This is a genomic window from Gelidibacter sp. (genome assembly GCF_053579655.1).
Map to the genome: position 1 here is coordinate 1 of NZ_JBMDWE010000042.1, position 23,839 is coordinate 23,839.

At 37.6% G+C, this 23,839-nt stretch carries 26 protein-coding genes; 17 read left to right on the top strand and 9 right to left on the bottom strand.

Annotated features, from left to right (window positions below; translation table 11 throughout):
* The 7 genes from ACOH2D_RS16020 to era all read left to right on the top strand — a co-directional run.
* A partial coding sequence (locus ACOH2D_RS16020; protein ID WP_449535859.1) for a pyridoxal-dependent decarboxylase occupies positions 1-410 on the top strand: 410 nt, incomplete at its 5' end.
* A gap of 174 nt (positions 411-584) precedes the next feature.
* Positions 585-2,120 (top strand): glutamine-hydrolyzing GMP synthase, encoded by a 1,536-nt coding sequence (gene guaA / locus ACOH2D_RS16025; protein ID WP_449535860.1) that lies wholly within the window; start codon positions 585-587, stop codon positions 2,118-2,120.
* Positions 2,121-2,230: 110 nt separating this feature from the next.
* Positions 2,231-4,138, top strand: a complete 1,908-nt coding sequence (locus ACOH2D_RS16030; protein ID WP_449535861.1) for an amino acid ABC transporter substrate-binding protein — start codon at positions 2,231-2,233, stop codon at positions 4,136-4,138.
* Positions 4,135-4,536, top strand: coding sequence for an OsmC family protein (locus ACOH2D_RS16035; RefSeq protein WP_449535862.1), 402 nt, complete (start codon positions 4,135-4,137; stop codon positions 4,534-4,536). The genes ACOH2D_RS16030 and ACOH2D_RS16035 overlap by 4 nt, the downstream gene beginning before the upstream one ends.
* 59 nt (positions 4,537-4,595) lie before the next feature.
* The gene (locus ACOH2D_RS16040) at positions 4,596-4,826 is read left to right on the top strand and encodes a DUF3820 family protein (RefSeq protein WP_449535863.1); all 231 of its coding nucleotides are present in this window, start codon (positions 4,596-4,598) and stop codon (positions 4,824-4,826) included.
* Positions 4,827-4,858: 32 nt separating this feature from the next.
* The gene (locus ACOH2D_RS16045) at positions 4,859-5,773 is read left to right on the top strand and encodes a YihY/virulence factor BrkB family protein (RefSeq protein WP_449535864.1); all 915 of its coding nucleotides are present in this window, start codon (positions 4,859-4,861) and stop codon (positions 5,771-5,773) included.
* Between the two features lie 62 nt (positions 5,774-5,835).
* Positions 5,836-6,717: a GTPase Era gene (gene era / locus ACOH2D_RS16050; RefSeq protein ID WP_449535865.1), complete on the top strand. Its 882-nt coding sequence runs from the start codon at positions 5,836-5,838 to the stop codon at positions 6,715-6,717.
* A 514-nt stretch (positions 6,718-7,231) separates the two neighbouring features.
* Here era and ACOH2D_RS16055 read toward each other — a convergent pair.
* Positions 7,232-7,681 (bottom strand): GTP-binding protein, encoded by a 450-nt coding sequence (locus tag ACOH2D_RS16055; RefSeq protein ID WP_449535866.1) that lies wholly within the window; start codon positions 7,679-7,681, stop codon positions 7,232-7,234.
* 78 nt (positions 7,682-7,759) lie between these two features.
* Here ACOH2D_RS16055 and der point away from each other — a divergent pair, with 78 nt between their 5' ends.
* Positions 7,760-9,064, top strand: a complete 1,305-nt coding sequence (gene der / locus ACOH2D_RS16060) for a ribosome biogenesis GTPase Der (RefSeq protein ID WP_348036331.1) — start codon at positions 7,760-7,762, stop codon at positions 9,062-9,064.
* A 96-nt stretch (positions 9,065-9,160) separates the two neighbouring features.
* Positions 9,161-9,517: a carboxypeptidase-like regulatory domain-containing protein gene (locus ACOH2D_RS16065; RefSeq protein ID WP_348036332.1), complete on the top strand. Its 357-nt coding sequence runs from the start codon at positions 9,161-9,163 to the stop codon at positions 9,515-9,517.
* A gap of 134 nt (positions 9,518-9,651) precedes the next feature.
* Here ACOH2D_RS16065 and ACOH2D_RS16070 read toward each other — a convergent pair whose 3' ends face one another.
* Positions 9,652-10,035, bottom strand: a complete 384-nt coding sequence (locus ACOH2D_RS16070) for a VOC family protein (RefSeq protein ID WP_449535867.1) — start codon at positions 10,033-10,035, stop codon at positions 9,652-9,654.
* Here ACOH2D_RS16070 and ACOH2D_RS16075 point away from each other — a divergent pair.
* Positions 10,034-10,168 (top strand): hypothetical protein, encoded by a 135-nt coding sequence (locus ACOH2D_RS16075; RefSeq protein ID WP_449535868.1) that lies wholly within the window; start codon positions 10,034-10,036, stop codon positions 10,166-10,168. The genes ACOH2D_RS16070 and ACOH2D_RS16075 overlap by 2 nt on opposite strands.
* A 132-nt stretch (positions 10,169-10,300) precedes the next feature.
* On the opposite strand, the gene ACOH2D_RS16080 is transcribed toward ACOH2D_RS16075, so the two are convergent.
* The 5 genes from ACOH2D_RS16080 to ACOH2D_RS16100 form a co-directional block, all read right to left on the bottom strand.
* Positions 10,301-11,200 (bottom strand): TPM domain-containing protein, encoded by a 900-nt coding sequence (locus ACOH2D_RS16080; RefSeq protein WP_348036335.1) that lies wholly within the window; start codon positions 11,198-11,200, stop codon positions 10,301-10,303.
* Entirely contained in the window at positions 11,181-11,618 is a 438-nt protein-coding gene (locus ACOH2D_RS16085) for a TPM domain-containing protein (protein WP_348036336.1), read from the bottom strand. The genes ACOH2D_RS16080 and ACOH2D_RS16085 overlap by 20 nt, the downstream gene beginning before the upstream one ends.
* A gap of 61 nt (positions 11,619-11,679) precedes the next feature.
* Complete coding sequence (locus ACOH2D_RS16090; protein ID WP_348036337.1) at positions 11,680-12,282, bottom strand: LemA family protein; 603 nt, start codon at positions 12,280-12,282, stop codon at positions 11,680-11,682.
* A gap of 12 nt (positions 12,283-12,294) precedes the next feature.
* On the bottom strand, positions 12,295-12,624 hold the full coding sequence (locus ACOH2D_RS16095) for a MerR family transcriptional regulator (RefSeq protein ID WP_348036338.1): 330 nt from the start codon (positions 12,622-12,624) through the stop codon (positions 12,295-12,297).
* Position 12,625: 1 nt separating this feature from the next.
* A complete protein-coding gene (locus ACOH2D_RS16100) occupies positions 12,626-13,597 on the bottom strand; it encodes a M23 family metallopeptidase (RefSeq protein WP_348036339.1) in 972 nt (323 codons plus the stop codon).
* A gap of 220 nt (positions 13,598-13,817) precedes the next feature.
* Between ACOH2D_RS16100 and alaS the strand changes: the two genes are divergently transcribed.
* The 4 genes from alaS to ACOH2D_RS16120 all read left to right on the top strand — a co-directional run bounded on the left by alaS (position 13,818) and on the right by ACOH2D_RS16120 (position 18,387).
* Positions 13,818-15,668: an alanine--tRNA ligase gene (alaS, locus tag ACOH2D_RS16105; protein ID WP_449535869.1), complete on the top strand. Its 1,851-nt coding sequence runs from the start codon at positions 13,818-13,820 to the stop codon at positions 15,666-15,668.
* Positions 15,665-16,477 (top strand): DHHA1 domain-containing protein, encoded by an 813-nt coding sequence (locus tag ACOH2D_RS16110; protein ID WP_449535870.1) that lies wholly within the window; start codon positions 15,665-15,667, stop codon positions 16,475-16,477. The genes alaS and ACOH2D_RS16110 overlap by 4 nt, the downstream gene beginning before the upstream one ends.
* Before the next feature lie 325 nt (positions 16,478-16,802).
* On the top strand, positions 16,803-17,174 hold the full coding sequence (locus ACOH2D_RS16115) for a GxxExxY protein (protein ID WP_449535871.1): 372 nt from the start codon (positions 16,803-16,805) through the stop codon (positions 17,172-17,174).
* A gap of 259 nt (positions 17,175-17,433) precedes the next feature.
* Complete coding sequence (locus ACOH2D_RS16120; RefSeq protein WP_449535872.1) at positions 17,434-18,387, top strand: GSCFA domain-containing protein; 954 nt, start codon at positions 17,434-17,436, stop codon at positions 18,385-18,387.
* Positions 18,388-19,004: 617 nt separating this feature from the next.
* On the opposite strand, the gene coaD is transcribed toward ACOH2D_RS16120, so the two are convergent.
* Entirely contained in the window at positions 19,005-19,460 is a 456-nt protein-coding gene (gene coaD / locus ACOH2D_RS16125; protein ID WP_449535873.1) for a pantetheine-phosphate adenylyltransferase, read from the bottom strand.
* An 80-nt stretch (positions 19,461-19,540) separates the two neighbouring features.
* Positions 19,541-20,518 carry a D-alanine--D-alanine ligase gene (locus tag ACOH2D_RS16130; RefSeq protein ID WP_449535878.1) on the bottom strand — a complete coding sequence of 326 codons (978 nt, stop codon included), beginning with the start codon at positions 20,516-20,518 and terminating at the stop codon, positions 19,541-19,543.
* A gap of 379 nt (positions 20,519-20,897) precedes the next feature.
* On the opposite strand from ACOH2D_RS16130, the gene ACOH2D_RS16135 reads away from it, so the two are divergent.
* The 3 genes from ACOH2D_RS16135 to yaaA all read left to right on the top strand — a co-directional run bounded on the left by ACOH2D_RS16135 (position 20,898) and on the right by yaaA (position 23,789).
* Positions 20,898-21,461: a PASTA domain-containing protein gene (locus tag ACOH2D_RS16135; RefSeq protein ID WP_449535874.1), complete on the top strand. Its 564-nt coding sequence runs from the start codon at positions 20,898-20,900 to the stop codon at positions 21,459-21,461.
* Entirely contained in the window at positions 21,461-22,519 is a 1,059-nt protein-coding gene (locus ACOH2D_RS16140) for an RluA family pseudouridine synthase (RefSeq protein ID WP_348038485.1), read from the top strand. Before ACOH2D_RS16135 ends, ACOH2D_RS16140 begins: the two co-directional genes overlap by 1 nt.
* 511 nt (positions 22,520-23,030) lie before the next feature.
* The gene (gene yaaA, locus ACOH2D_RS16145; protein ID WP_449535875.1) at positions 23,031-23,789 is read left to right on the top strand and encodes a peroxide stress protein YaaA; all 759 of its coding nucleotides are present in this window, start codon (positions 23,031-23,033) and stop codon (positions 23,787-23,789) included.
* Positions 23,790-23,839: the final 50 nt, after the last annotated feature.

The window sequence follows — 23,839 nt, forward strand, 5'->3', positions numbered from 1 at the left end:
ATGAAGGCGCTCATGGCTTCAATCCGACGGATTATCAAATACAATTAACCAGACGCGTCCGCGGATTGCCTTTGTGGTTTTCATTGGCAACACATGGTACCGATCGATATAAGGAGGCCGTAGAACGCGGCATCGAACTCGCGCAAATTGCCGGACGAATGATTGAAGCGCATCCTGATTTGGAGTTGGTCAGAGCGCCAAGTCTCTCTTGTGTGCTCTACCGAAGAAAAGGGTGGCAGCCCGAAGATTATACCCATTGGACCTATGAAAATCATCGCAAAGGTTTTGCTTTGGTAACCCCAACCAAATGGAAAAATGGCGATACGTTTGAAACGGTATCCCGTTTTTGTTTTATAAATCCCGATACTACAGAGCGGGATATTGAAATGATTTTGGAAACGATGGAGTAAGAACCAGAGGCTCTTTCATTTTTTATGAGTTTTGGAGTTTCGTTTAAAGTACTCCTTTTTAGAGGAAGCTTTATGTATTGTTTTCGGGATTTAAATCTCTTGAATTACTGCTTATTTTTTTAATTTTCATCATGGCTAAATCGTAAATTTAAAAATCTATCCTTATTTTTGCGCATGCAACATAACAAAGTACTTATTTTAGATTTCGGATCGCAATACACCCAGCTTATTGCGAGACGTGTTAGAGAGCTCAACATATATTGTGAGATCCATCCATTCAATAAAATTCCAACAGAAATTGAAAGCTTCAAAGCGGTCATTTTATCTGGTGGGCCATCGTCTGTAAGATCGGATAATGCGCCACATCCTGATTTGTCAAAAATTAGGGGTCACATGCCATTGCTCGGCGTGTGTTACGGTGCGCAATATCTGTCTCATTTTTCTGGCGGATTGGTGGAACCATCTGATTCACGTGAGTACGGAAGAACAAATTTAACTTTCGTTAAACAAAATGATTTGTTATTCGATCATATTAAATCTGGAAGCCAGGTTTGGATGAGCCATAGTGATACCATTAAAAAATTGCCAACTAATGGCGTGTTGATTGCCAGCACCAAAGATGTTGAAAATGCAGCATTCGTTATTGAAGGCGAACAAACTTATGGCATCCAATTTCACCCAGAAGTTTACCATTCTACAGATGGGAAGCAACTCTTAGAAAACTTTTTGGTTCATATTGCAAAAATAGAGCAGGACTGGACGCCGCAATCTTTTGTTGAGGAAACGGTTGAAGATTTACAAGCGCAAATTGGCGATGATAAAGTGGTTTTAGGTCTTTCTGGAGGTGTGGATTCTTCAGTAGCCGCGATATTACTTCATAAAGCTATTGGCAAAAATCTATATTGCATTTTTGTGAATAATGGATTACTTCGTAAAAATGAATTTACAAATGTCTTGGCGCAATACGAAGGCATGGGACTTAATGTAAAAGGTGTTGATGCTTCGGCACGTTTCTTGGATGCACTGGCAGGATTAAGCGATCCTGAGTTCAAACGAAAAGCTATCGGTCGTGTGTTCATTGAGGTTTTTGATGACGAAGCGCATCAAATTGAGGATGTCAAATGGTTGGCACAAGGCACCATATATCCAGATGTGATTGAAAGTGTTTCTGCCACTGGAGGTCCAAGTGCAACGATCAAAAGTCATCATAACGTGGGCGGTTTACCAGATTTCATGAAGTTGAAAATTGTGGAACCCTTAAGAGCCTTATTTAAAGATGAGGTAAGACGTGTTGGTGCATCTATGGGAATGGACGAAGCTATTTTGGGACGTCATCCTTTTCCAGGTCCAGGTTTGGCCATTCGTATTTTGGGCGATATTACTGCTGAAAAAGTGCGTATCTTACAAGAAGTTGATGCTATATTTATCGACAATCTTAAATCTTGGGGTTTGTACGACAAAGTATGGCAGGCAGGCGCAATTTTACTGCCGGTTAATAGTGTAGGCGTGATGGGTGATGAGCGCACTTATGAAAAATGTGTCGCTTTAAGAGCGGTCGAAAGTACCGATGGAATGACGGCGGATTGGGTAAACCTACCTTACGAATTTTTGCAAAGTACCTCAAACGAAATAATAAATAAAGTAAAAGGCGTTAATAGAGTAGTGTATGATATCAGCTCAAAACCGCCAGCCACTATTGAATGGGAATAACCAAACTCCTACGGAGGCAGGAGTCTCTTAAATAATAGAAAAACCTCGAAGTTAAGAAATTCCCTCCTATCTGTTATTAGACCGATAGAAGGGAATATAAATATTTGTCAATGAAAAAATTCATTTTAGTTTGTATCATTACCTTATCGTGCAGTTGGTTTGCCAATGCACAAAAGTTTAAAACGCATACGGTAAAGCAAGGAGAAACGGTGGAATCTATTGCGAAAAAATATCAGGTAACTGCGTCAGATATTTATTCGTTAAACCCTGATGCGAAGCGAAAATTATATTTAGATGCGGTTTTGATCATTCCTAATGTTTCAACTGTTGCTTCTGGCATTCCTACTGAAACTAAAGAGCTTATTGGTTTTAAATCTCATAAGGTACAACGAAAAGAAACCCTTTATAGCATTTCAAAGGAATACAATGTTGAAGTTGAAGATATTAAAAAGCACAACAAAAGCTTATATTCTGAGAATTTAAAAAAGGGTGATCAAATCAGGATTCCGGAGTACAAAACAATTGTTTCAAAAGTAATTCCAAATAATGCGCTTAAAACTTATAAAGTACAGCCGAAAGAAGGCAAATGGGGCGTGGCCTATAAGTTTGGAATTACAGTTGCCGAATTAGAAACCTTGAATCCTAAAATGGGTGAGGTTTTGCAAGCAGGTGATATCCTCAATGTTCCAAATACGGACAGTGAAAAGACCATGGATGTTAATTATAACTATTATACAGTTCAAAAAAGTGAAGGCTATTATCGCTTGAAAGTCAAACTGGGCTTGAGCCAAGAACAGTTAGAGAAACTTAATCCTGAATTAAAGGTCGATGGATTAAAAGAAGGTATGGTTTTAAAAGTACCACATAATGTAACGGTTGGAGATACCATCGTAAAAGTTGAAGGAACAAATCTTACTTCTAAATTAAAGAATTTAAAAACTAAGCAAATCGCGGTCATGCTGCCCTTCCGTTTGAATAGGGTCAATGCTGATTCTGTTCAGCAAGCCAAAGATATGATCAAAACAGATAGGCGCTTGTCTGTTTCGCTCGATTTTCAATCAGGCGTTTTAATGGCCGTGGATTCTGCAAAACAACTTGGGATTTCGACAAAATTGAAAGTCTTTGATACTGGAGATCAATTAGCTGAAGTCTCAAAAATTTTAAATAGCAATGACTTTTCTAAGTACGATGCGATTATTGGTCCGCTCATGCCAAATGATTTAGATCGTGTGGCGAAAGCCTTGGAAAATGATAAAATTCCTGTAATCTCTCCAATTAATAAAGTAACACAGTTGTATGAGAATGTTTTTCAAACTATTCCTGAGCCAGAGATACTAGAACACGCGATGATTCAATTTGTGAAGGATGATCAATCACGACGAAATGTTGTCATTATTTCCGATAATTCCAATATAGCTATCAGTAATCGACTAAAATCAGAATTTCCAAATGCCAGACAAATTTTCTCCAAAAAAAATAAGGAAGGACGTGATGCGTTTTATATCATGACTACCGATTTAGGTGGTGCGTTTGTAGCGGGTAAAAATTATGTATTTTTAGAAACCGCCAATGAAGCTTTGGTGTCCAATGTAACCAGCATGCTTAATGGATTAAGCAATAAAAATCAAGAAATTATTTTGGTATCTACCAACAAAACGGATGCTTTTGAAGGTGTAAATGTGTCTAATTACCATCTCGCAAATTTGAAATTCCATTATCCATCCATTCAAAAAAGTTTGAATTCAGATCAGCCTGATAGTTTTGTAAAGTCCTATAAAAAGAAATATGGTATTGAACCTAACAAATTTGCGGTAAGAGGTTTTGATCTGACTTTAGATATTCTTTTGCGTTTGGCTTCTGATGACGATTTGTACAAGGCGTCCAACAATTCAGTGGAAACGCAATACACTGAAAATAAGTTTAGATATTCTAAAAAACCGAATGGTGGTTATATTAATGAAGCTGTTTTTATTGTAAAATATACCCCTGAACTCACTATAGAAGAAGCAAAATTATGACATCAAAAGTAGTTTACCTAGGCGATTTAAGAACGGAATGTACACATGAGAAATCTGGAGATACGTTCATAACAGATGCCCCAACTGATAATAACGGAAAGGGTATGGCATTTTCGCCTACAGATACAGTTGCAACCGCATTAGCAAGTTGTATGATCACTGTTATGGGGATTAAAGCTAGGGATATGGATGTAGATATGACAGGAACTACGGCTGAAGTCACTAAAACTATGTCTGCCAATCCAAGACGTATTTCGAAAATTGAAGTCGTTATGAATTTGCCATTTAAGGCAGATGATAGAACTAAAAAAATTCTAGAAAACACGGGACTCACATGTCCTGTATTTCAAAGTCTGCATCCAGACCTTGAAAAGGATATTACCTTCAACTGGGCTTAATAAAACAAAAATATTAAAATCTTCGGGAATTCCGATTCCCACAAATTCTTTATAGACCTGTGTTAGAGCCAGATAAAAATTTTCTAATCAAATTAGCACATACTAAAATGCCTTACGGCAAATATGAAGGGCGATATCTTATAGAATTGCCTGAGTTTTATGTGGTATGGTATCATAACAAGGGATTTCCCAAAGGACAACTAGGACTCATGTTGGCTCAAGTATATGAGTTAAAACTAAACGGTTTAGAGGACTTAATCAGAGACATAAAAAAGCGGTATCCAAAGTAATTTTATAACTTTAAAATTAAATTGGTTACCTCATGGCTCAAGAGCATATTGAAAAAAAATTCAAATTAAAACACCTTCCTTCGTTATTTGTAAAAACATTCCATGCATGGAATGACGATGATCCATGGCGTTTAAGTGCTGTTGTAGCGTACTATGCCGTTTTATCATTGCCGGGACTTATTGTTATTTTAATCAATGTCGTGGGCAGTATCTGGGGACAGGAAATTGTTCAAGGGCATTTGACCCACGAGATAGCATCGGTGTTAGGAGCGGATTCCGCAGAAATTATTAAGTCTATGATCTCCGAAACGCTCGATACCGAAAAGAATATTATTTCAACACTTATCGGGATTGCCAGTATGATTTTTGGCGCAACAGGAGCGTTTTATCAATTGCAAGTATCTCTTAATAAAATTTGGAAAGTTGAGGATTCTGGCAAATTCAGCTTTAAAAAGTTACTTACAGATCGTGCCCGTAGTTTTGCTTTTATATTGGTTATTGGCTTTTTGCTACTCATCAGTTTTATAGTATCGGCAGCTCTTGGTGTTTTCAATAGTTATATAAAGGAGCTTTTCCCAAATATTGTGTTGTATGTAGCCTATTTGTTGGATTTGGTACTTTCTCTTGGCGTGGTTACGACTCTTTTCGCTTTAATGTTTAAGTATATGCCAGACACGAAAATTAAATGGAAAACGGTATGGATCGGTGCCATCATAACAGCTATACTCTTTACACTTGGTAAGTATTTGTTGGTATTTTATTTTGGAGCCTCTAATCCTGGATCGACCTATGGTGCTGCGGGTAGCATTGTGCTAGTTTTACTTTGGGTATCTTATTCTTGTCTTATTTTCTATTTTGGTGCAGAGTTCACGCGCATATTTTCATTGAAATATGGCCATAATTCCCAAAGCGTTTCTGAGGTTATGACGGGAATTAAAAACGATTAAACCAATCAGATTAATCAATCGTCTTAAAATTTAAAACTTATCTTTGTAAAAATTATAACAGGATGCATAGAGCAGGTTTTGTAAATATCATAGGAAATCCAAATGTTGGGAAATCAACATTGATGAATGCCTTCGTAGGCGAAAAATTATCGATCATCACGTCAAAGGCACAAACAACAAGACATCGTATTCTTGGAATTGTCAATGGCGACGATTTTCAGGTTATTTTATCAGATACTCCAGGGATTATCAAACCAGCTTATGAACTTCAGGAGTCTATGATGGATTTCGTGAAATCTGCCTTTGATGACGCCGATGTACTTGTGTATATGGTAGAAATCGGAGAGCAGGAACTAAAAGATGAAGTTTTTTTTAGAAAAATCACGAATTCTAAAATCCCTGTATTGTTATTGTTGAATAAGATTGACAAATCTGACCAACAGCAATTGGAAGCCCAAGTGCAATTATGGTCTGAAAAGGTACCAAATGCCGAAATTTATCCTATTTCAGCTTTAGAAGGATTTAACGTCAAGGAAGTTTTTGGTAGAATTATTGAATTGTTACCAGAATCTCCTGCATTTTATCCAAAGGATCAATTAACAGATCGTCCTGAACGTTTTTTTGTGAACGAAACCATTCGGGAAAAAATCTTGATTCACTACAAAAAGGAGATTCCTTATTCCGTTGAGATTGATACTGAAGAATTTTTTGAAGAAGAGAAAATTATCAGAATGCGCGCCGTTATTATGGTGGAACGCGAAACTCAAAAAGGAATCATTATTGGCCATAAAGGTGCTGCACTAAAAAGAGTTGGGGTGGAAGCAAGGAAAGATTTGGAACTGTTTTTTGGCAAACAAGTCCATTTGGAACTCTATGTTAAAGTCAATAAGAACTGGCGAAGCGATCAAAAGCAGTTGAAGCGTTTTGGGTATAATCAGAAGTAGTTTTTCAGTCTTCAGTCTTCAGTCAGCAGTCAGCAGTCAGCAGTTCTGATCAATATTTATTTGCAACGAATTTACTAATATTTTTAAGTGTTTCTCTGTGTTATAGCTTCGTCTTAAGTAGGCAATAAGCAATTCAATTTTTTGACGATTTCTCTAATGTTCGAGATTAAAAATCTGATCCATTGAACAAATTTTAAGCAGTATATAAAAACCAACTCGTCTTCAATTCCTTTTCTGGAATTGAATCCACTCCTCCTTCCAAAGGAGGAGAATTTAGCTTGTTTTAAATATTAGACACATCTGAAAAAAATATTTTTCAAACTATTCTCTTTAATATTTTTCCTTTATGTCTCTGTGAAACTCTGTGCTACTCCGTGGAACTCTGTGTAATAATTAGTCCACAGTTATCAATCAATATTCAACAATCTTCAATCTTCAATCCTCGGTCCTCCGTTCTTCAAATCATCCCATTCTCCCTCAAAGTCGCATTCATAAAATCATACAACCCATGCATTTATGCCTTGCCTTTCGCTCTTCCGAAGCGTCCAGCAAAATAAAGCACAAACCAAGCAGCGACCATAAGTAGCATCAATCCAAATTGAATCGCATACGGACTCTTTAAAGTCCAATTCGTATAAGTCCAAATCCCAAAGGCAATAAAAAGTCCTGCTACCAAAAAATGTAAAAACATAAACATGGTCCAAACCGTCGGATTTGGTCCAAATAATCCATGCAACATTGAAGTTTGAGAATCCGTTTCATTAATTTCCAAATGCAGTTGCGGCGACCAAAATTGTTGATGGTGAGTAGGCAATCGGATAAAAATGTGATCATCAACCCTAACTATTTTATAAGTTTCACAGGAGGCTTTAGCAGCTTCAAAAGTCTTTAAAACAGACGTGTTATCATGGTCTAATTCTATTTTAAAACGCGGTCTTAATACAATTTCGTTGGATATGGGCATAATTATAGTTTAGTGCTCTGAAAAATAGTCTATTTTTTTTAAAATGGAAACACTACATTTGCAAACAATTAAAGAAGTATGAGTAATATAGTAGCTATTATAGGTCGTCCAAATGTTGGAAAGTCAACTTTATTCAATCGTTTAATCAAACGTAGGGAGGCCATTGTTGATGCAGTGAGCGGTGTAACTAGAGATAGGCATTACGGCAAATCAGAATGGAATGGACGTGAGTTCTCAGTAATTGATACTGGAGGATATATCATTGGGAGTGATGACGTTTTTGAGGCTGAAATTGACAAACAGGTTGAAATCGCCATTGAAGAGGCCGATGTGATCATTTTTGTGGTGGATGTGGAAACTGGTGTGACCAGCATGGATGAAGATGTTGCCAAACTGCTCAGAAGAGTCAATAAACCAGTGTTTTTGGCAGTTAATAAAGTGGATAACAACAAACGTGCTGAAGATGCGGTCGAATTTTATGCCTTAGGTTTAGGCGAGTATTTCAATATTGCTAGTATTAGTGGCAGCGGTACAGGAGACTTGCTCGACGAAGTGGTTAAATCTTTGCCAGATGACGTTTTTGAAGAAGAAAGTGAATTACCACGATTTGCTGTGGTAGGTCGTCCTAATGCAGGGAAATCCTCATTCATTAATGCCCTAATTGGCGAAGACCGTTATATTGTTACGGATATTGCCGGTACGACAAGAGATTCTATTGATACCAAATACAACCAATTCGGATTTGAGTTTAATTTAGTTGATACTGCGGGAATCCGTCGTAAATCCAAAGTAAAGGAAGATCTGGAGTTTTACTCCGTGATGCGTAGCGTTAGAGCTATTGAGCATTGTGATGTGGTGATCCTAGTTCATGATGCCACACGTGGCTTTGACGGACAAGTGCAAAACATATTCTGGTTGGCTGAGCGCAACAGAAAAGGCATCGTCATTTTGGTCAATAAGTGGGATTTGGTTGAAAAAGAAACCAATACCGTAAGAGATTACGAAAGACAAATTCGAAAGGAAATTGAGCCATTTACGGATGTGCCAATTGTATTCGTTTCGGTGCTTAATAAACAACGTATTTTTAAGGCGATTGAAACTGCTGTTGAAGTTTATAACAACCGCAGCAAAAAGATAAAAACCAGTAAGCTTAACGAGGTGTTATTGCCAATTATCGAAAATTATCCGCCGCCTGCGTTAAAAGGGAAATTCGTGAAGATCAAATATATCATGCAATTGCCAACGCCGCAGCCTCAATTTGCCTTTTTCTGTAATTTGCCGCAGTATGTCAAAGAACCATACAAACGCTTTTTAGAGAATCAGTTACGCGAGCAATTTAACTTTCATGGCGTTCCCATCAGTATTTATATGCGTAAAAAGTAAGAATAGCGTTTATTCTTACTTTTATTAAGAAAATTCAGACGAATTCATATTTATTTTTGTTTTTTTGAAGGATATTCATCATCATCAATCAAAATAATGACAAAATATCTATGCATTCTTGCATTGTTATGCACTTGCATGACTTTTTCTCAAGGTAAATCATTTAAGATTTCTGGCATTTTAGTTTCTGAAGCCGATCAGTCGGCTTTGGAATTTGCCACCATTTATCTCGAAACGCTTAAGGATTCTACTTTAATCACTTACACCATTTCTGATAAAAACGGTCATTTTGTTTTGGACAATTGGACGTATGAAGATTCCTTAAATCTTACCATTTCCTATTTAGGATATGAGTCCTATTCTCAAATCGTCAACATTTCAAAATCGCCCGTTAACCTAAAGACGATCACACTTAAAACAGCCAATTTATTGGGAGAAATTGTGATTAAATAGAGTGCGCTCATTACCGTAAAAAAAATACTTTGGAATTTAATGTGAAGCATGAAGTCTTGAATATCAAGCATGCCTGTTCACGGATAAGTATGACCGTTTTGGAATTTGGCACTTAAAATTTGATTTTTAAAGCCTTACTCTTTTTGCGTACTTACCGCCCAATAATTTCCTGCATAGTCCATAAAAGCACCTCGTGTGTCAGGATTATCAGCATCGCTAGTGGGTTGCTCTAATAGCATACAATCATTTGCAATCGCTAAATCGAAGGTTTTATGAACATTTGGAACATACATATGCAACATGGTCGTAATGGCTGGGTAATCTTCAGTACTGTCACTGATCATCAGGACGGAATCGTCCAATTTGAGTTCGATGTGCATGATGGATCCATCTTCTCGATCAAAGCGTCTTAACTCCTTAGCTTCAAAAACGATTTTTAAGAGATCGACAAGCTTTTGCGCATCGTCCACAATGAGATAAGGTGCTAGGGAATTGTAGTTTTTTGGTTTGTAAGACATGTTTTTTGAAATTGAAATTGAACTTGAAGTTGAAATCGAAATTGAAACTGAACTTGAAGTTGAAACTGAAATCCAGAATTTGAATCCTTTTCTCCCGCAGATCCCGTTTATTGACGCAGAACGTTTAGATTGAAATTGAATGTTAGGCTATTTAACTATGGATAGAACTTAGTGAGAAATCAGACTGCCAACTGCTTGCCCGTCCGTAGCTTTTGCGAAGGCGGGAACACTGCCAACTGAAGACTGATCACTGCCGACTAAAAAACTACCATCCTCCAGAAGCACCGCCGCCGCCAAAGCCTCCGCCACCGAAACCTCCACCGAAGCCGCCGCCACCTCCAAAGCCGCCACCGCCACCAAATCCACCTCTGGAAGAGCCGCCGCCCATTCCTCCACGTCCGAGACTACTTAAAATAATAGCGTCCCAAATACTAAAACCACCACCTTTGTTGCTGCCTGGTCCGCCGCCATGATTCTTTTTAGAAATTGACATCATGACAATGATGAATATTATAAAAAGCAGAATAAAAAATCCGGCAGGAAACCCTTCAGAAGAGTTATCTTTTCGTGTGCCTTTATATTCGCCAGTCATCACTTCGAAAACAGCATCAACACCTCTGTTTAATCCGCCATAATAATCATTTTGTTTAAAGTAGGGGATAATGTCTTGTTCAATGATACGTTTGGACATGGCATCGGTCAGTAAATGTTCCATGCCATAACCTGTGTTGATTGCAATCTTCCGATCGTCTTTAGCCAATATTATCAAGACCCCATTGTCTTCTTTTGCTTGCCCAATACCCCATTTTTCTCCCCATTGCGCACCTAGGTAATTGATGTTTTCGCCTTGTGTGGAACTGATGATGACCACCACGATTTGTGTGGAAGTGGAGTCGGAATATTTTATAAGTTTTTGCTCTAAACTGTTTTTTTGGCTTTCAGATAATAGAGGTGTATACTGATAAACACTCGTTTGTTCAGTAGTTTTTTTTGGTTTTTCAGGAATATTAAATTGGGAAAATCCAAACTGAATACTGCACAGCGCCAACAGTGCAGTAAAAAGAAAGCGTTGATAAACGCTCCTTTTTTTATAGTTAGTATTTTGACTGCTGTCTGAAAACTGCATAGTGCTCACTTTATCTTTTTTATCCAATAGAAATATCATCTGGAATTTCATTTTTGTTGCCTGTTTCCCATGGAAAATAAGTTTCCAATTGCTTGCCGGCCTTTAAAATGCCATCAACCAATCCTTGTTTGAAATGGCCTCTTTTAAAATGGCCTTGCATGACGTTTTTGGTGCTTTCCCAAAAATCCTCATCGACAACGTTATTAATGCCTTCATCCCCAAAAATAACAAAGGTTTTATCTTCAACGGCCACATAAATCAAAACCCCATTTTGAAGTTTTGTATTGTCCATTTTTAGTAAGTGAAACACTTCCAAAGCACGCTCGTACACATCAATCTTAGAGTTTTTTTCGAGATGTACTCGTATTTCTCCTGAAGTGTTTTTTTCTGCTATCCTGATGGCCTCAATTACTTGTTGCTCTTCTTCAGCGGTAAGAAAATCTTCTGTTTTAGACATTTTTATATTTTAGATAGTTGCGCTTTAGTGAAGCATTATCAAAACGAATTGAAAGTTTAGATTATTTTTTGAAATCAAACTCAACTTCTTTAGCTTTCTCAGACCCAGCATCTGCTTTGTAATAACTCATGTCCTCAAAATTGAAAAGACCTGCCAATACACTGTTTGGGAAAACTTTGATGTGTTTGTTATAAGGTTCTACCGCTTGATTAAAACGATCTCTCGCAACATTAATTCGGTTTTCTGTACCTTCCAATTGCGACTGTAATTCCAGGAAGTTTTGGTTCGCTTTCAGTTCAGGATAACGTTCTACCGATACTAATAATCGCGATAACGCCCCGCTCAATCCGCTTTGTGCTTCTTGAAACTGTGCCATGTTTTCTGCGGTGAGGTGAGTAGGATCAATAGTTGTAGCCGTTGCTTTTGCCCGTGCTTCAATGACTTCTTTTAAGGTCGTACGCTCAAAATCGGCTGCACCTTGCACTGTTTTCACAAGGTTACCAATAAGGTCATTACGGCGTTGGTAGCTGCTTTCTACGTCACCCCAACTTCTGGTTGCCGTTTCTCTAAGTTCGACCGCTGTATTGTTGAATTTTTTTCCCCAGGAGTAAATTCCGATTACAATTAAAGCGATGATAATTACGGGAACAAGCCATTTTTTCATAATGTGTTGGTTTTAGAGTTGTGATTTAATTTTTAAAAGTTGAGATTTTATATCTTCTAATTTGCTGATGATTTCAAATTTGCTGAGCGCTTCTTGTTTGTTTTCCTTCAGATGGGTTTTTGCGCCTTCAAGCGTAAAACCACGCACCTTGACCAAATGATAGATAAATTTAAGATTCTTAATATCCTCAGGTGTAAATTTTCGATCGCCTTTAGCATTCTTTTTTGGTTTTAGGATGTCAAATTCCTTTTCCCAAAATCGAATCAAAGACGTATTGACCTTGAATGCTTTCGCTACTTCACCAATACCATAATATCTTTTTTCAGGTAGATCGATATACATATTAATCCAAGGATTGATTTTCTAAAGATGCGCGCTCCAGTAATATGCTATATTCTTCTGCTGATAAATGACCATAATAAAAATTCATGGGGTTAATGCGTTCATCATCTTTAAAAATTTCATAATGTATATGTGGTCCTTGAGAACGTCCGGTACTACCCACAAAACCTATTAAGTCGCCACGTTTTACCTTTTGATTGACACGTACATTGTACTTGTACAAATGGCCGTAAAGTGACACATAACCATAGCCATGATCAATCCTAATATGATTGCCGTAACCTGATGAAGCGTTGTCTGCTCTAACGACAGTGCCATCGCCAGTAGCATAAACGGGTGTGCCTCTTGGAGCCGTAAAATCCATGCCATAATGGAATTTTTTAACTTTGGTAAAAGGGTCTGTGCGATAGCCGTAGCCTGAAGCTATTCGGGTCATATCTTCATTGCTAATCGGTTGAATAGCTGGAATCGAGGCTAGGAATTTTTCTTTATCTGCTGCTAAAATGGCGATTTCATCTAAGGATTTGGACTGAACCACAATTTGCTTCTGCAAGATATCCATGCGTTTATTGGTCTCAACTATGATTTTTGAATTGTCAAAACCTTCTAAATCTTTATAGCGATTGACACCTCCAAAACCTGCTTTACGCTGTTCTTCTGGAATAGGATTAGCTTCAAAATAAAGTCTGTAAATAGAGTTGTCGCGTTCTTCAACATTGGCCAAGACCGATTGGGCCTCATCCATTTTTTTATTCAATAGTTGATACTGCAATTCCATGTGCTGGAGTTCTCTTGCTAACGCACGTTCTTTAGGCGATTGTACAAACTGACTTGCCAAAAACACAAATAGAAAAGCAAACAGGGCGGATGCCAAAATAAATAAAGAAACATACTTTAAAGTCTTCCTTTTTCGTCGCTCTATTTTCTTATAAGAGAGGGTTTCAGAATCGTAATAATATTTTACCTTACTCATTTCCTAATTTATACTATTTTTGCACAGTTAAAAAGACTGTTGACGGCCTTTTGACATTAACCTAACGAACAAACCTACAAAATATTTTAATTGTAAATTTAGTAAAACTAAACGATTCTCAAGTAAAGTAGGCGTGCGATATGCAAACTTTAAAATAACTTTGTGAAAAAGTGTGCCGTATTGCTAAAATTAATATAAAATAAGACATCAAATAATCGAAATGAAATCTCAAGACATACGTTCCCAATTTTTAAGTTTTTTCAAGGACAAACAACACGCTATTGTACCTTCGGCACCCATGGTTTTGAAGGATGATCCTACCTTAATGTTTGTCAATTCTGGAATGGCACCTTTTAAGGAGTATTTTTTGGGGAATGCACAGCCTAAAAACAAGCGCATTGCCGACACTCAAAAATGCTTGCGTGTTTCTGGTAAGCACAATGATTTGGAAGAGGTTGGTTTTGACACTTATCATCATACGCTTTTTGAAATGTTGGGCAACTGGAGTTTTGGCGATTATTTTAAAAAGGAAGCTATTGCCTGGGCTTGGGAACTTTTGACAGAAGTTTATGGCATCGATAAAAACATCCTTTACGTTACCGTTTTTGAAGGCAGTAAAGAAGATAATTTGCCAATGGATCAAGAAGCTTACGATTTATGGAAATCTTTTATTTCTGAAGATCGCATCTTGATGGGTAATAAAAATGACAACTTCTGGGAAATGGGCGACCAAGGTCCGTGTGGACCCTGTAGTGAAATCCATGTGGATATCCGTTCAGCGGAAGAAAAGGAAAAGGTCGATGGCAGAACCTTAGTCAATATGGATCATCCGCAAGTGGTTGAAATATGGAATTTGGTATTCATGCAATACAACAGAAAAGCCAACGGATCATTAGAGCCGTTGCCTCAAAAGCATATTGATACGGGAATGGGCTTTGAGCGTTTGTGTATGGTATTGCAAGGTGTTCAGTCCAATTATGATACGGATGTGTTTACGCCAATTATTCGTGAGATTGAAACCATTACTGATAAACCCTACGGAAAAGACGAAATGGTGGATGTCTCAATTCGCGTGATTTCTGATCACGTACGCGCTGTGGCGTTTTCAATTGCTGACGGACAGTTGCCAAGTAATACGGGGGCTGGATATGTCATCCGTCGAATTTTAAGAAGAGCCATTCGTTATAGTTTTACATTCTTGGATCAAAAAGAACCATTCATCTACCGATTGGTGGATGTCTTGAGTAAGAAAATGGGCGATGCCTTCCCAGAATTGAAATCTCAAAAACAGCTGATTGAAAACGTTATTAAAGAAGAGGAGCAATCGTTTTTAAGAACAATTTCGTCAGGTATTTCTAATTTGGAAGCCATTATCAAAAATGCCAACGGACGAATTAAAGCCGATAGCGTTTCAGATGAAACGACCTTAGAAAATCTAAAAGTAATTTCTGGTAGAGATGCTTTTGAATTATTTGACTCCAACGGATTTCCTTTAGATTTAACTCAGCTGATCGCTAAAGAAAATGGATTTACGGTAGATGTTGACGGGTTCAATGTTGAAATGCAAAAACAAAAAGACCGTTCTCGTGCTGCTAGTGAAATGACCACTGAAGATTGGACGATTTTACTGGAAGATGATGTACAGGAATTTATAGGTTATGATCTGCTTGAAACCAAGGTTAAGATTACACGCTATCGAAAAGTGGTTTCAAAAAAGGATGGCGAAATGTACCAATTGGTATTCAATCTTACGCCTTTTTATGCCGAAGGTGGTGGCCAAGTAGGCGATAAGGGCTATTTGAAAGATAGCAATGGCGATGTAGTTTATATTATAGACACTAAAAAAGAAAACAACGTTACGATCCATTTCACAAAGAATCTACCAAAAGATTTGAGAGCTACTTTTGATGCTCAGGTGGATGAAAAACAACGTAGAAGAACGGAAGCTAATCTTACAGCCACTCGCTACATCAGGCCTTACGAGAAGTTTTGGGAACACACGTGGAGCAAAAAGGAAGTGCGGTGCATTCTAAATATTTGCGTTTTGACTTCTCCCATTTCTCAAAAATGACTCCAGAAGAATTAAGCGATGTCGAAAACTTCGTCAACGCACGTATTGAAGGCAAATTGCCACTTCAAGAGCAGCGCAACATTCCGATGGAAATGGCGATTGACGAAGGTGCGATTGCCCTTTTTGGAGAGAAATATGGCGATACGGTACGAACCATTCGTTATGGAAAATCGTTTGAATTATGTGGCGGAACCCACGTGAAGAACACAGGCGATATCTGGTATTTTAAAATCGTTTCCGAAGGTGCCGTCGCTTCAGGAATACGTCGAATTGAAGCGATTACCAATGATGCCGTAAAATATTATTACCAAGATCATGACCGTGCATTTTTTGAAATCAAAGGACTTTTGAATAATGCTCAGGAACCCATTAAGGCCATCCAAAGTTTACAAACTGAGAATGCTGAATTAAAAAAGCAAGTCGAAAACATGTTAAAAGAAAAAGCTAAAAATTTAAAAGGCGATCTTAAAAATGAATTGTCAGAAATTAACGGCGTTCAGTTTTTAGCCAAGAAAATAGATTTAGATGCTTCAGGCATCAAAGACCTGTCTTTTGAAATGGGACAGCAATACGATAATCTATTCTTGTTGTTTGCCTCTGAAAATGATGGCAAGGCTTTATTGTCCTGTTATATTTCTAAAGAATTAGTCAAAATCAAAGGCTTGAATGCAGGAACCATTGTTCGCGAATTAGGCAAGTTTATCCAAGGTGGCGGCGGTGGGCAACCATTCTTCGCAACCGCAGGAGGTAAGAATCCTGAGGGTATTGAAAAGGCATTGGAGGCAGCGGTGGAGTATTTGAAGGCTTAGGGTTTTTCTCTCGCGGAGACTGTGAAATATTTCTCGCAGAGGCGCGGAGACGCTAAGATGGTGTACATCAGGACTGACTATATTGTAACATATTCACTAATCAAAATAGGATGTTCGAGCATAGAGTAGTTGAAAATATTCTTAACGTAATACCTTTGCGACTCCGGGCCTCTGAGTGCAAATACGCTAAGATTAGTGTGAATTATAAAACAATTGAAAATATGAGTAACTAAAACCTTTGCGCCTCCGCGTCTCTGCGTGCAAATTGAATTTTTGATTTTTTCTTATAAATACCTAAAATAGTTAAACCTTAAAATGGATTACTATGGAAGAAAATGAGATTTCTGGTATAATAGTAGATGCTTGTTACCATATCCATGTTAATTTGGGACCTGGTTTGTTAGAATCTGTTTACGAGGAAATTCTTTGTTATGAATTAAGAGCAAAAGGTTTACATGTTGAAAGACAAAAATCGCTTCCAGTTTTGTGGAAAGATGTCAAACTCGATATAGGCTATAGAACGGATTTAATTGTAGAGGTAATTGTTGCAATAAAATCAGTTGAAGAAATTCATTCCGTTCATCCAAAACAAGTATTAACCTATTTAAAACTCACTGGTTTGAAATTGGGATTATTGATTAATTTTAATAGTCCATTAATGAAATCTGGAATCACAAGAATAGTAAACAAGCTTTAAGGTTTATCTCGCAGAGTCGCTAAGGCGCTAGATGGATTAGGAATGATTTGCTGTTTTTATCTATAACAACAGCAAGAGATTCGAGGTTATAGAATAAATAAAAAACGTTTTTAATTCAAGTCTTTGCGCCTACGCGCCTTTGCGAGCAAAAAAACAAAGTAATTTAATAGAATCCTAACTCTGCGTCTCCGCGCCTCTGCGTGCCAAAAAAAACAACCCCTCTCAAAGCATCTAAAATCCTCGCCTCTGCGAGCAAAAAATGAAACTACAAACCATCATCCCACTAAAACCCCAAGAAAACCCCATCGATTATCATTCGAAGGTGTTTCTGTTAGGCTCTTGTTTTGTAGAAAATATAGGGCAGAAGCTGTCATATTTCAAATTCCAGACTTCTCAAAATCCGTTCGGCGTTTTATTTCATCCCAAAGCCATTGAAACTGTTGTTGTAAGAGCCCTTCAACAAAAGGAATACAACGAGAATGAAGTGTTTTTTTACAATGAACAATGGCACTGTTATGATGCACATTCACAAATGAGTGACATTTCCAAAGAGACCTTGATTCACAATTTAAACGAGCAACTGGAAGTTACAAGACAACAACTTAAAGAAGCTTCTCATATTGTGATTACATTAGGAACCGCTTGGGTTTATAAATATTTCAAATCCAATTTACCCGTTGCCAATTGCCATAAAGTACCTCAAAAAGAATTCAAAAAAGAGCTGCTTTCCATTAATGAAATCACTGAGACACTTCAAAATTTGCAAAATAAAATCAAGGAAGTTAACACCAATGTTATCCTGATTTTTACAGTATCGCCAATCCGTCATATTAAGGATGGATTTGTTGAAAACGCACGTAGCAAAGCCCATCTAATTGCCGCCATTCATGATTTTGTAGTGCAGCAGCATGAGAATGATAATTTCTACTTTCCTTCCTATGAGATCATGATGGACGAACTTCGCGATTATCGCTTTTATGCGGAAGACATGCTGCATCCTAACGCCACAGCCATCAAATATATTTGGGAAAAATTCCAGAAGGTTTGGCTATCTGATAGTGCATTAGAAACAATGGAAGAAGTAGATAGCATTCAAAAGGGAATGGCGCATTTGCCATTTTATCCAAATTCGGAGGCACATAGCATTTTTTTAAAAAAGCTTGAACTCAGAAAAGAAGCACTTCAAAAGAAATTCCAATACATTACTTTTTAAAAATGCGATAGTCATCGGAGGGGTTCAAAGCCTTTGAAACTAAGTGTTCAGAACTACAGTTTGGTTTTCACTAATAATCTCTGTGTCCATCTCAATAATTAGAAAACTAGCGTTGAGATACATCGTCATAATTTAAAAATTATATTTTAACCTTTTTTAATTGCTTTTTATCGATGAAAGTTTAGATATCAAATATTTAGAGTTATATTGATAATGCTATTAATCATTTGTTAGGAGAAGCATCAGTTATTTCCGAAGTTGGAAAACAAGGAATATCTCTGATGCTTTTTTGTTGCCCAATACTGAAAATACGAATGATGCTTTTGTTATGTTGCCTTAGAGAGCGAAAGCACAAAATCTTTGATCAAAGACGCCATCTTAAGTCTGCGAAATAACGCTTCATTTAAAATCCAAAATCAATTAAATAAAACGGCTCACAAAAAATAATGTGAGCCATATTATAATTTTTGCTTCAAGATATGTTTCTAAAAGTGCCTTCGCCAATTGAAATACGTAACCTATTAAAATAGCAATCGAAAGATTTAAGTTAGCGGAACACTTCGATTTAAAACCTCAAAAACCTGAGTCCCTTGCGCTTTTCCTTTGCGTGATTGCGGTTAAGGAACCCGAACACTCTCCGGCACCAAAACCGTATAATCCCCATGATTCCTTATCACATCTCTGACAATAGAAGAAGAAATATAAGAGGTGCTTGCGGCAGTCAGTAAAAATACGGTTTCAATTTTTGAAAGTTTTCTGTTCGTATGAGCGATTGCTTTTTCAAATTCAAAATCGGCGGGATTGCGCAAACCTCTTAAAATAAACTGTGCATCAATCTGCTTGCAGAAATCGATGGTCAAACCTTGATACGTCATCAATTTTACTTTGGGCTGATCTTTAAAGGTCTCTTCCATAAACTTCAGACGCTGTTCTAAAGTGAACATGTATTTTTTATCAGCATTGATACCAATGGCAACAACGACTTCATCAAATAGTTTGATTCCGCGATTGATAATATCTAAGTGACCTAAAGTAATGGGGTCAAAAGACCCTGGGAATAGTGCGCGTTTCATTGACATTTTTTTGTCATTCCCTCGCAAGAGGGAATCTCATTATAAATCAAATATACTTATTAATTTTTCATTCTTAATTTTCAACTCTTCAGGCTTTCCTGAATCGCATTCCCAAACAAATCCATCAAACTAATATCAGCCACAGCAGCCTGTTGTGGTAAAATACTAGCTTTGGTCATCCCAGGAACGGTGTTCACTTCCAATAAATGAGGTTCGCCATCCTTAAAGATAAATTCACTGCGGCTAAAACCTTTCATTTTTAAAACCTCGTAAACTTTTTTGGCAACTGTTCTTACTTTTTCTTCTTGTTCGTCGGTCAATCGTGCAGGCGTAATTTCTTGCGACTGTCCCAAATATTTGGCCTGGTAATCAAAGAAATCATTCTCACTCACAATCTCAGTGATAGGCAGCACGGTCACTTCGCCTTTGTACGTGATGACGCCAACGGAGACCTCGATACCATCCAAGAAAGACTCAATGATCACTTCATCATCTTCCTTAAATGCCACTTCCAATGCTTTTTTAAATTCCTCTTTTTTATAAACCTTGCTAATCCCAAAACTACTTCCGGCTTTATTGGCTTTAACAAAACATGGTAAACCCACTTTAGCAATAATGGCATCCTCATCGATGACATCTCCTAAATTCACATAATAGGATTCTGCTGTTTTAATGCCGTATGGTTTTAAAGCGCTTAAACAATCACGTTTGTTAAAGGTCAATGCCGCTTGGTACATATTGCAACTGGTTTGCGGAATCCCGAGCAATTCCAAATAACCTTGCATAAAACCGTCTTCTCCAGGTGTGCCATGAATAGCATTAAACACACAATCAAATTTGGTTTTAGCACCTTCCACAGTAAATGAAAAGTCGTTTCGATCAATCGGATGTTCGTTATTTTCGGCATCGACATACACCCATTTGTCCTTGAAAATATGAATTCTAAAAGCGATGTATTTAGTAGGATCAAGCGTTTCATAAACCACTTGTCCGCTTTTTAGGGAAATTTCGAACTCGCTCGAAAAACCTCCCATGATGATTGCAATATTTTTTTTCATGCGTACTTCCCACGAAGGTGGGAATCTCATTATTTTAAGTTAATATTCTTAGTGCAAACCTACCTCCGATGATAGGTTATAAAACTCAATTAAATTAGCCACGAAGGCTTTCAAAACTACTGTTTCAGTCTCTCTTTTTGAATAGAGATTGTTTAAGCTTTTTTCCTGATATCCGTTCTTGCGACTACATTACCCAATTTTCGGGGTAATAATTACAGTAACTCTTTTTATCGCAATAAGTGAACTCACAATAAACAAGCGTTTTTGTGGTTAAATACTCGTAAATTCGCTGCTTATCTCCACAAACAAAAATATCACAATAAAAGCAAAAGAAAAAGCGGTTGTATTTATATATCTTTGTCACTTATAACAAATTTTCATGAGTCTTATAAAATTTTTATCGAGTAAAGTGTTCTTAAAACAAATTATTCTGGCGGTTGTTGCCTTAGTAGTTTTAACTTTTTTCTTATTGAAATGGTTAGATTATCGCACCAACCACGGGAGTTTTGTGACTGTTCCTGATTTGGTAGGGAAAAGTATCGCAACAGCTGAAATTGAATTAAGGGATAATGATTTGGCTATGGAAATCCAGGATTCTGCCAATTTCAATCCCAAATACCCAAAATACTCTGTTATTGAGCAATATCCATTAGCAGGAAGTCAAGTCAAAGAAGATCGCAAAGTCTATTTAATTTTAAATCCCTCAGGATATCGCAAGGTCGAAGTACCTTTTGTGGTTGGCCGTACCTTCCGCCAAGCCAAACCGACTTTGGAAGCTATCGGATTTGAAGTAGGTAGAATATCATACATTGATGATATTGGAAAAGATGAGGTGCAATCCATCTCATTTGAAGGCAAATCGATCAAAGCGGGCGATTTACTGCCGATGACCTCCAAAATTGATTTGGTTTTGGGGAATGGAAATAGAGGTTTAGAGGAATAATGACAGACGAAAATACACCCAGTTTAGAAGATCAACACGACGATGAGTTGTATGAGCATTATGCTTTTACAGCCGTAAAAGGTCAAACGCCCTTGCGTATTGACAAATATCTCATGAATTTTATTGAAAACGCAACGCGCAATAAAATTCAGGAGGCTGCTAAAAACGGTAGCATTTATGTTAATGACGTTCCCGTAAAATCCAATTATAAGGTCAAGCCTTTTGATGTGATTCGAGTGCTTTTTGAGCATCCGCCTTATGAGTATTTGCTGACGCCAGAAGATATTCCGCTGAATATTGTCTATGAAGATGATGATTTGCTTGTCGTCAATAAAGAAGCTGGCATGGTCGTACATCCCGGTCACGGCAATTATTCGGGCACGCTCATCAACGCCTTGATTTATCATTTTGAAAATCTGCCAAATAATTCCAGTAACCGACCTGGTTTAGTGCATCGTATTGACAAGGATACCAGCGGCTTGTTGGTCATTGCCAAAACCGAAGCGGCCATGGCGCATCTGTCCAAACAGTTCTTTGACAAAACCAGTGAGCGCGAATATGTCGCACTTGTTTGGGGAAATATGGAGGAAGACGAAGGCACGATTGAAGGTCATATTGGCCGTCATCCAAAAAATAGGTTACAAAACACCGTATTTTTAGACGATGATGAAGAAAAAGGAAAACCTGCCGTTACGCATTTTAAAGTGATGGAACGCTTAGGATACGTCACTTTGGTGTCTTGCAAATTAGAAACTGGTCGTACACACCAAATCCGTGTGCACATGAAACATATTGGGCATACGCTATTCAATGATTCCCGTTATGGTGGCGAAAAGATTTTAAAAGGCACCACATTTTCCAAATACAAACAGTTTGTTGAAAATTGCTTCAAAATTTTGCCGCGTCAAGCGCTGCATGCAAAAACTTTGGGCTTTGAGCATCCTACCACAGGTGAATTCATGAGTTTTGACTCCGAAGTGCCTCAAGATATGGTGGCCTGTATCGAAAAATGGCGTCATTATGCCAAGCATAAGGATATGGAAATCGAAGAAGAGTGATTGAGATTTTTTTTAAGATTTAGATGTTTTTTTATTTGGGCGTTACCCTCTTCCAATAAATTTACAGAGGGTCAGGCTGTCACTACTCGCTCCTGCCAAAGGGCAGGGAGCTCAAACATGCCGTTTCATCCTTAACGCAGGTGTCGGCATAAGTGAGATTTCTTTTGTAACATCAGGACATGGATCTTGATTAAGAATGAATTCCTTCACTTTTCAAGGGAAGGTGGCTTTAATTTCAGTTGAGAAATTAAAGCAGGAAGGGTTTGAATTATTAATAATTATACTTTGAATCTCTTGTATTTATTTTAATTCTCGAGTTTCATTTTTATTTGGGCGTTACCCTCTTCCAATAAATTTCCAGAGGGTCAGGCTGTCACTACTCGCTCCTGCTAAAAGGCAGGGAGCTCAAACATGCCGTTCCATCCTTAACGCAGGTGTCGGCATAATTGAAATTTGTTTTGTAACTTTGAGTTTCAATTTTTTCACGATTAAATATCAGCTTCCCATTTCTATGAAACTTGTCATATCTCCTGCAAAATCCTTGGATTTTGAAACCCAAATACCAACAGACAAAACCACACAACCTGAATTTTTAAAACAGTCTGAGCGTCTTAATAAAGAACTCAAAAAGAAATCGGTAAAAGCTTTATCAGAGCTTATGAAGATTTCTAATGATTTGAGCCAACTTAATTACGAGCGCAATCAGGAGTGGGAAACGCCGTTTACAACCGAAAATGCGCGTCCTGCCATTTATGCATTTAATGGCGATGTGTATCGTGGCTTGGATGCGTATACCATTCCGGAAACCAAAATTGACCGTCTTCAAGATACCGTAAGAATTCTTTCAGGCTTGTACGGCGTTTTGAAACCTTTGGATTTAATGCAGCCTTACCGTTTGGAAATGGGCACCAAACTGAGCATCGGTAAAAATAAAAACTTGTACGAGTTTTGGAAACAGGAGATCACAAAAGCGTTGAACGACGAATTAAAGGACGATGAGCTCTTTCTTAATTTAGCCAGTGTTGAATATTTTAAAGCCCTGGACACCAAAGCTCTAAAAGTTCCAATAATCAATGTCGATTTTAAGGAATTAAAAAACGGGGAATATAAAACCATTGGGATTTACGCAAAACTCGCCCGCGGACTCATGACACGCTATGTCGTTGATGAACATGCAAAAACCTTGGATGACATCAAAGCTTTTGACATCGAAAATTACAGATTTCACGAAAAGCTATCTGGAGAGCATAATTTAGTGTTTACACGATAAAGAAAATGTCCTGTCTTCAAAATTTGAAAACAGGACATTTTTTATAACAA

Excerpts from the sequence above, each read along its gene's own strand:
- der (WP_348036331.1), top strand. The coding sequence starts at position 7,760 with ATGAGTAATATAGTAGCTATTATAGGTCGTCCAAATGTTGGAAAGTCA.
- alaS (WP_449535869.1), top strand. The coding sequence starts at position 13,818 with ATGAAATCTCAAGACATACGTTCCCAATTTTTAAGTTTTTTCAAGGAC.
- ACOH2D_RS16120 (WP_449535872.1), top strand. The coding sequence starts at position 17,434 with ATGAAACTACAAACCATCATCCCACTAAAACCCCAAGAAAACCCCATC.
- ACOH2D_RS16135 (WP_449535874.1), top strand. The coding sequence starts at position 20,898 with ATGAGTCTTATAAAATTTTTATCGAGTAAAGTGTTCTTAAAACAAATT.
- era (WP_449535865.1), top strand. The coding sequence starts at position 5,836 with ATGCATAGAGCAGGTTTTGTAAATATCATAGGAAATCCAAATGTTGGG.
- ACOH2D_RS16045 (WP_449535864.1), top strand. The coding sequence starts at position 4,859 with ATGGCTCAAGAGCATATTGAAAAAAAATTCAAATTAAAACACCTTCCT.
- ACOH2D_RS16100 (WP_348036339.1), bottom strand. The coding sequence starts at position 13,597 with ATGAGTAAGGTAAAATATTATTACGATTCTGAAACCCTCTCTTATAAG.
- ACOH2D_RS16140 (WP_348038485.1), top strand. The coding sequence starts at position 21,461 with ATGACAGACGAAAATACACCCAGTTTAGAAGATCAACACGACGATGAG.
- ACOH2D_RS16035 (WP_449535862.1), top strand. The coding sequence starts at position 4,135 with ATGACATCAAAAGTAGTTTACCTAGGCGATTTAAGAACGGAATGTACA.
- ACOH2D_RS16070 (WP_449535867.1), bottom strand. The coding sequence starts at position 10,035 with ATGTCTTACAAACCAAAAAACTACAATTCCCTAGCACCTTATCTCATT.
- coaD (WP_449535873.1), bottom strand. The coding sequence starts at position 19,460 with ATGAAACGCGCACTATTCCCAGGGTCTTTTGACCCCATTACTTTAGGT.
- ACOH2D_RS16090 (WP_348036337.1), bottom strand. The coding sequence starts at position 12,282 with ATGAAAAAATGGCTTGTTCCCGTAATTATCATCGCTTTAATTGTAATC.
- ACOH2D_RS16130 (WP_449535878.1), bottom strand. The coding sequence starts at position 20,518 with ATGAAAAAAAATATTGCAATCATCATGGGAGGTTTTTCGAGCGAGTTC.
- ACOH2D_RS16055 (WP_449535866.1), bottom strand. The coding sequence starts at position 7,681 with ATGCCCATATCCAACGAAATTGTATTAAGACCGCGTTTTAAAATAGAA.
- guaA (WP_449535860.1), top strand. The coding sequence starts at position 585 with ATGCAACATAACAAAGTACTTATTTTAGATTTCGGATCGCAATACACC.
- ACOH2D_RS16065 (WP_348036332.1), top strand. The coding sequence starts at position 9,161 with ATGACAAAATATCTATGCATTCTTGCATTGTTATGCACTTGCATGACT.
- ACOH2D_RS16110 (WP_449535870.1), top strand. The coding sequence starts at position 15,665 with ATGACTCCAGAAGAATTAAGCGATGTCGAAAACTTCGTCAACGCACGT.
- ACOH2D_RS16075 (WP_449535868.1), top strand. The coding sequence starts at position 10,034 with ATGTTTTTTGAAATTGAAATTGAACTTGAAGTTGAAATCGAAATTGAA.
- ACOH2D_RS16095 (WP_348036338.1), bottom strand. The coding sequence starts at position 12,624 with ATGTATATCGATCTACCTGAAAAAAGATATTATGGTATTGGTGAAGTA.
- ACOH2D_RS16115 (WP_449535871.1), top strand. The coding sequence starts at position 16,803 with ATGGAAGAAAATGAGATTTCTGGTATAATAGTAGATGCTTGTTACCAT.
- ACOH2D_RS16030 (WP_449535861.1), top strand. The coding sequence starts at position 2,231 with ATGAAAAAATTCATTTTAGTTTGTATCATTACCTTATCGTGCAGTTGG.
- ACOH2D_RS16080 (WP_348036335.1), bottom strand. The coding sequence starts at position 11,200 with ATGATATTTCTATTGGATAAAAAAGATAAAGTGAGCACTATGCAGTTT.
- yaaA (WP_449535875.1), top strand. The coding sequence starts at position 23,031 with ATGAAACTTGTCATATCTCCTGCAAAATCCTTGGATTTTGAAACCCAA.
- ACOH2D_RS16085 (WP_348036336.1), bottom strand. The coding sequence starts at position 11,618 with ATGTCTAAAACAGAAGATTTTCTTACCGCTGAAGAAGAGCAACAAGTA.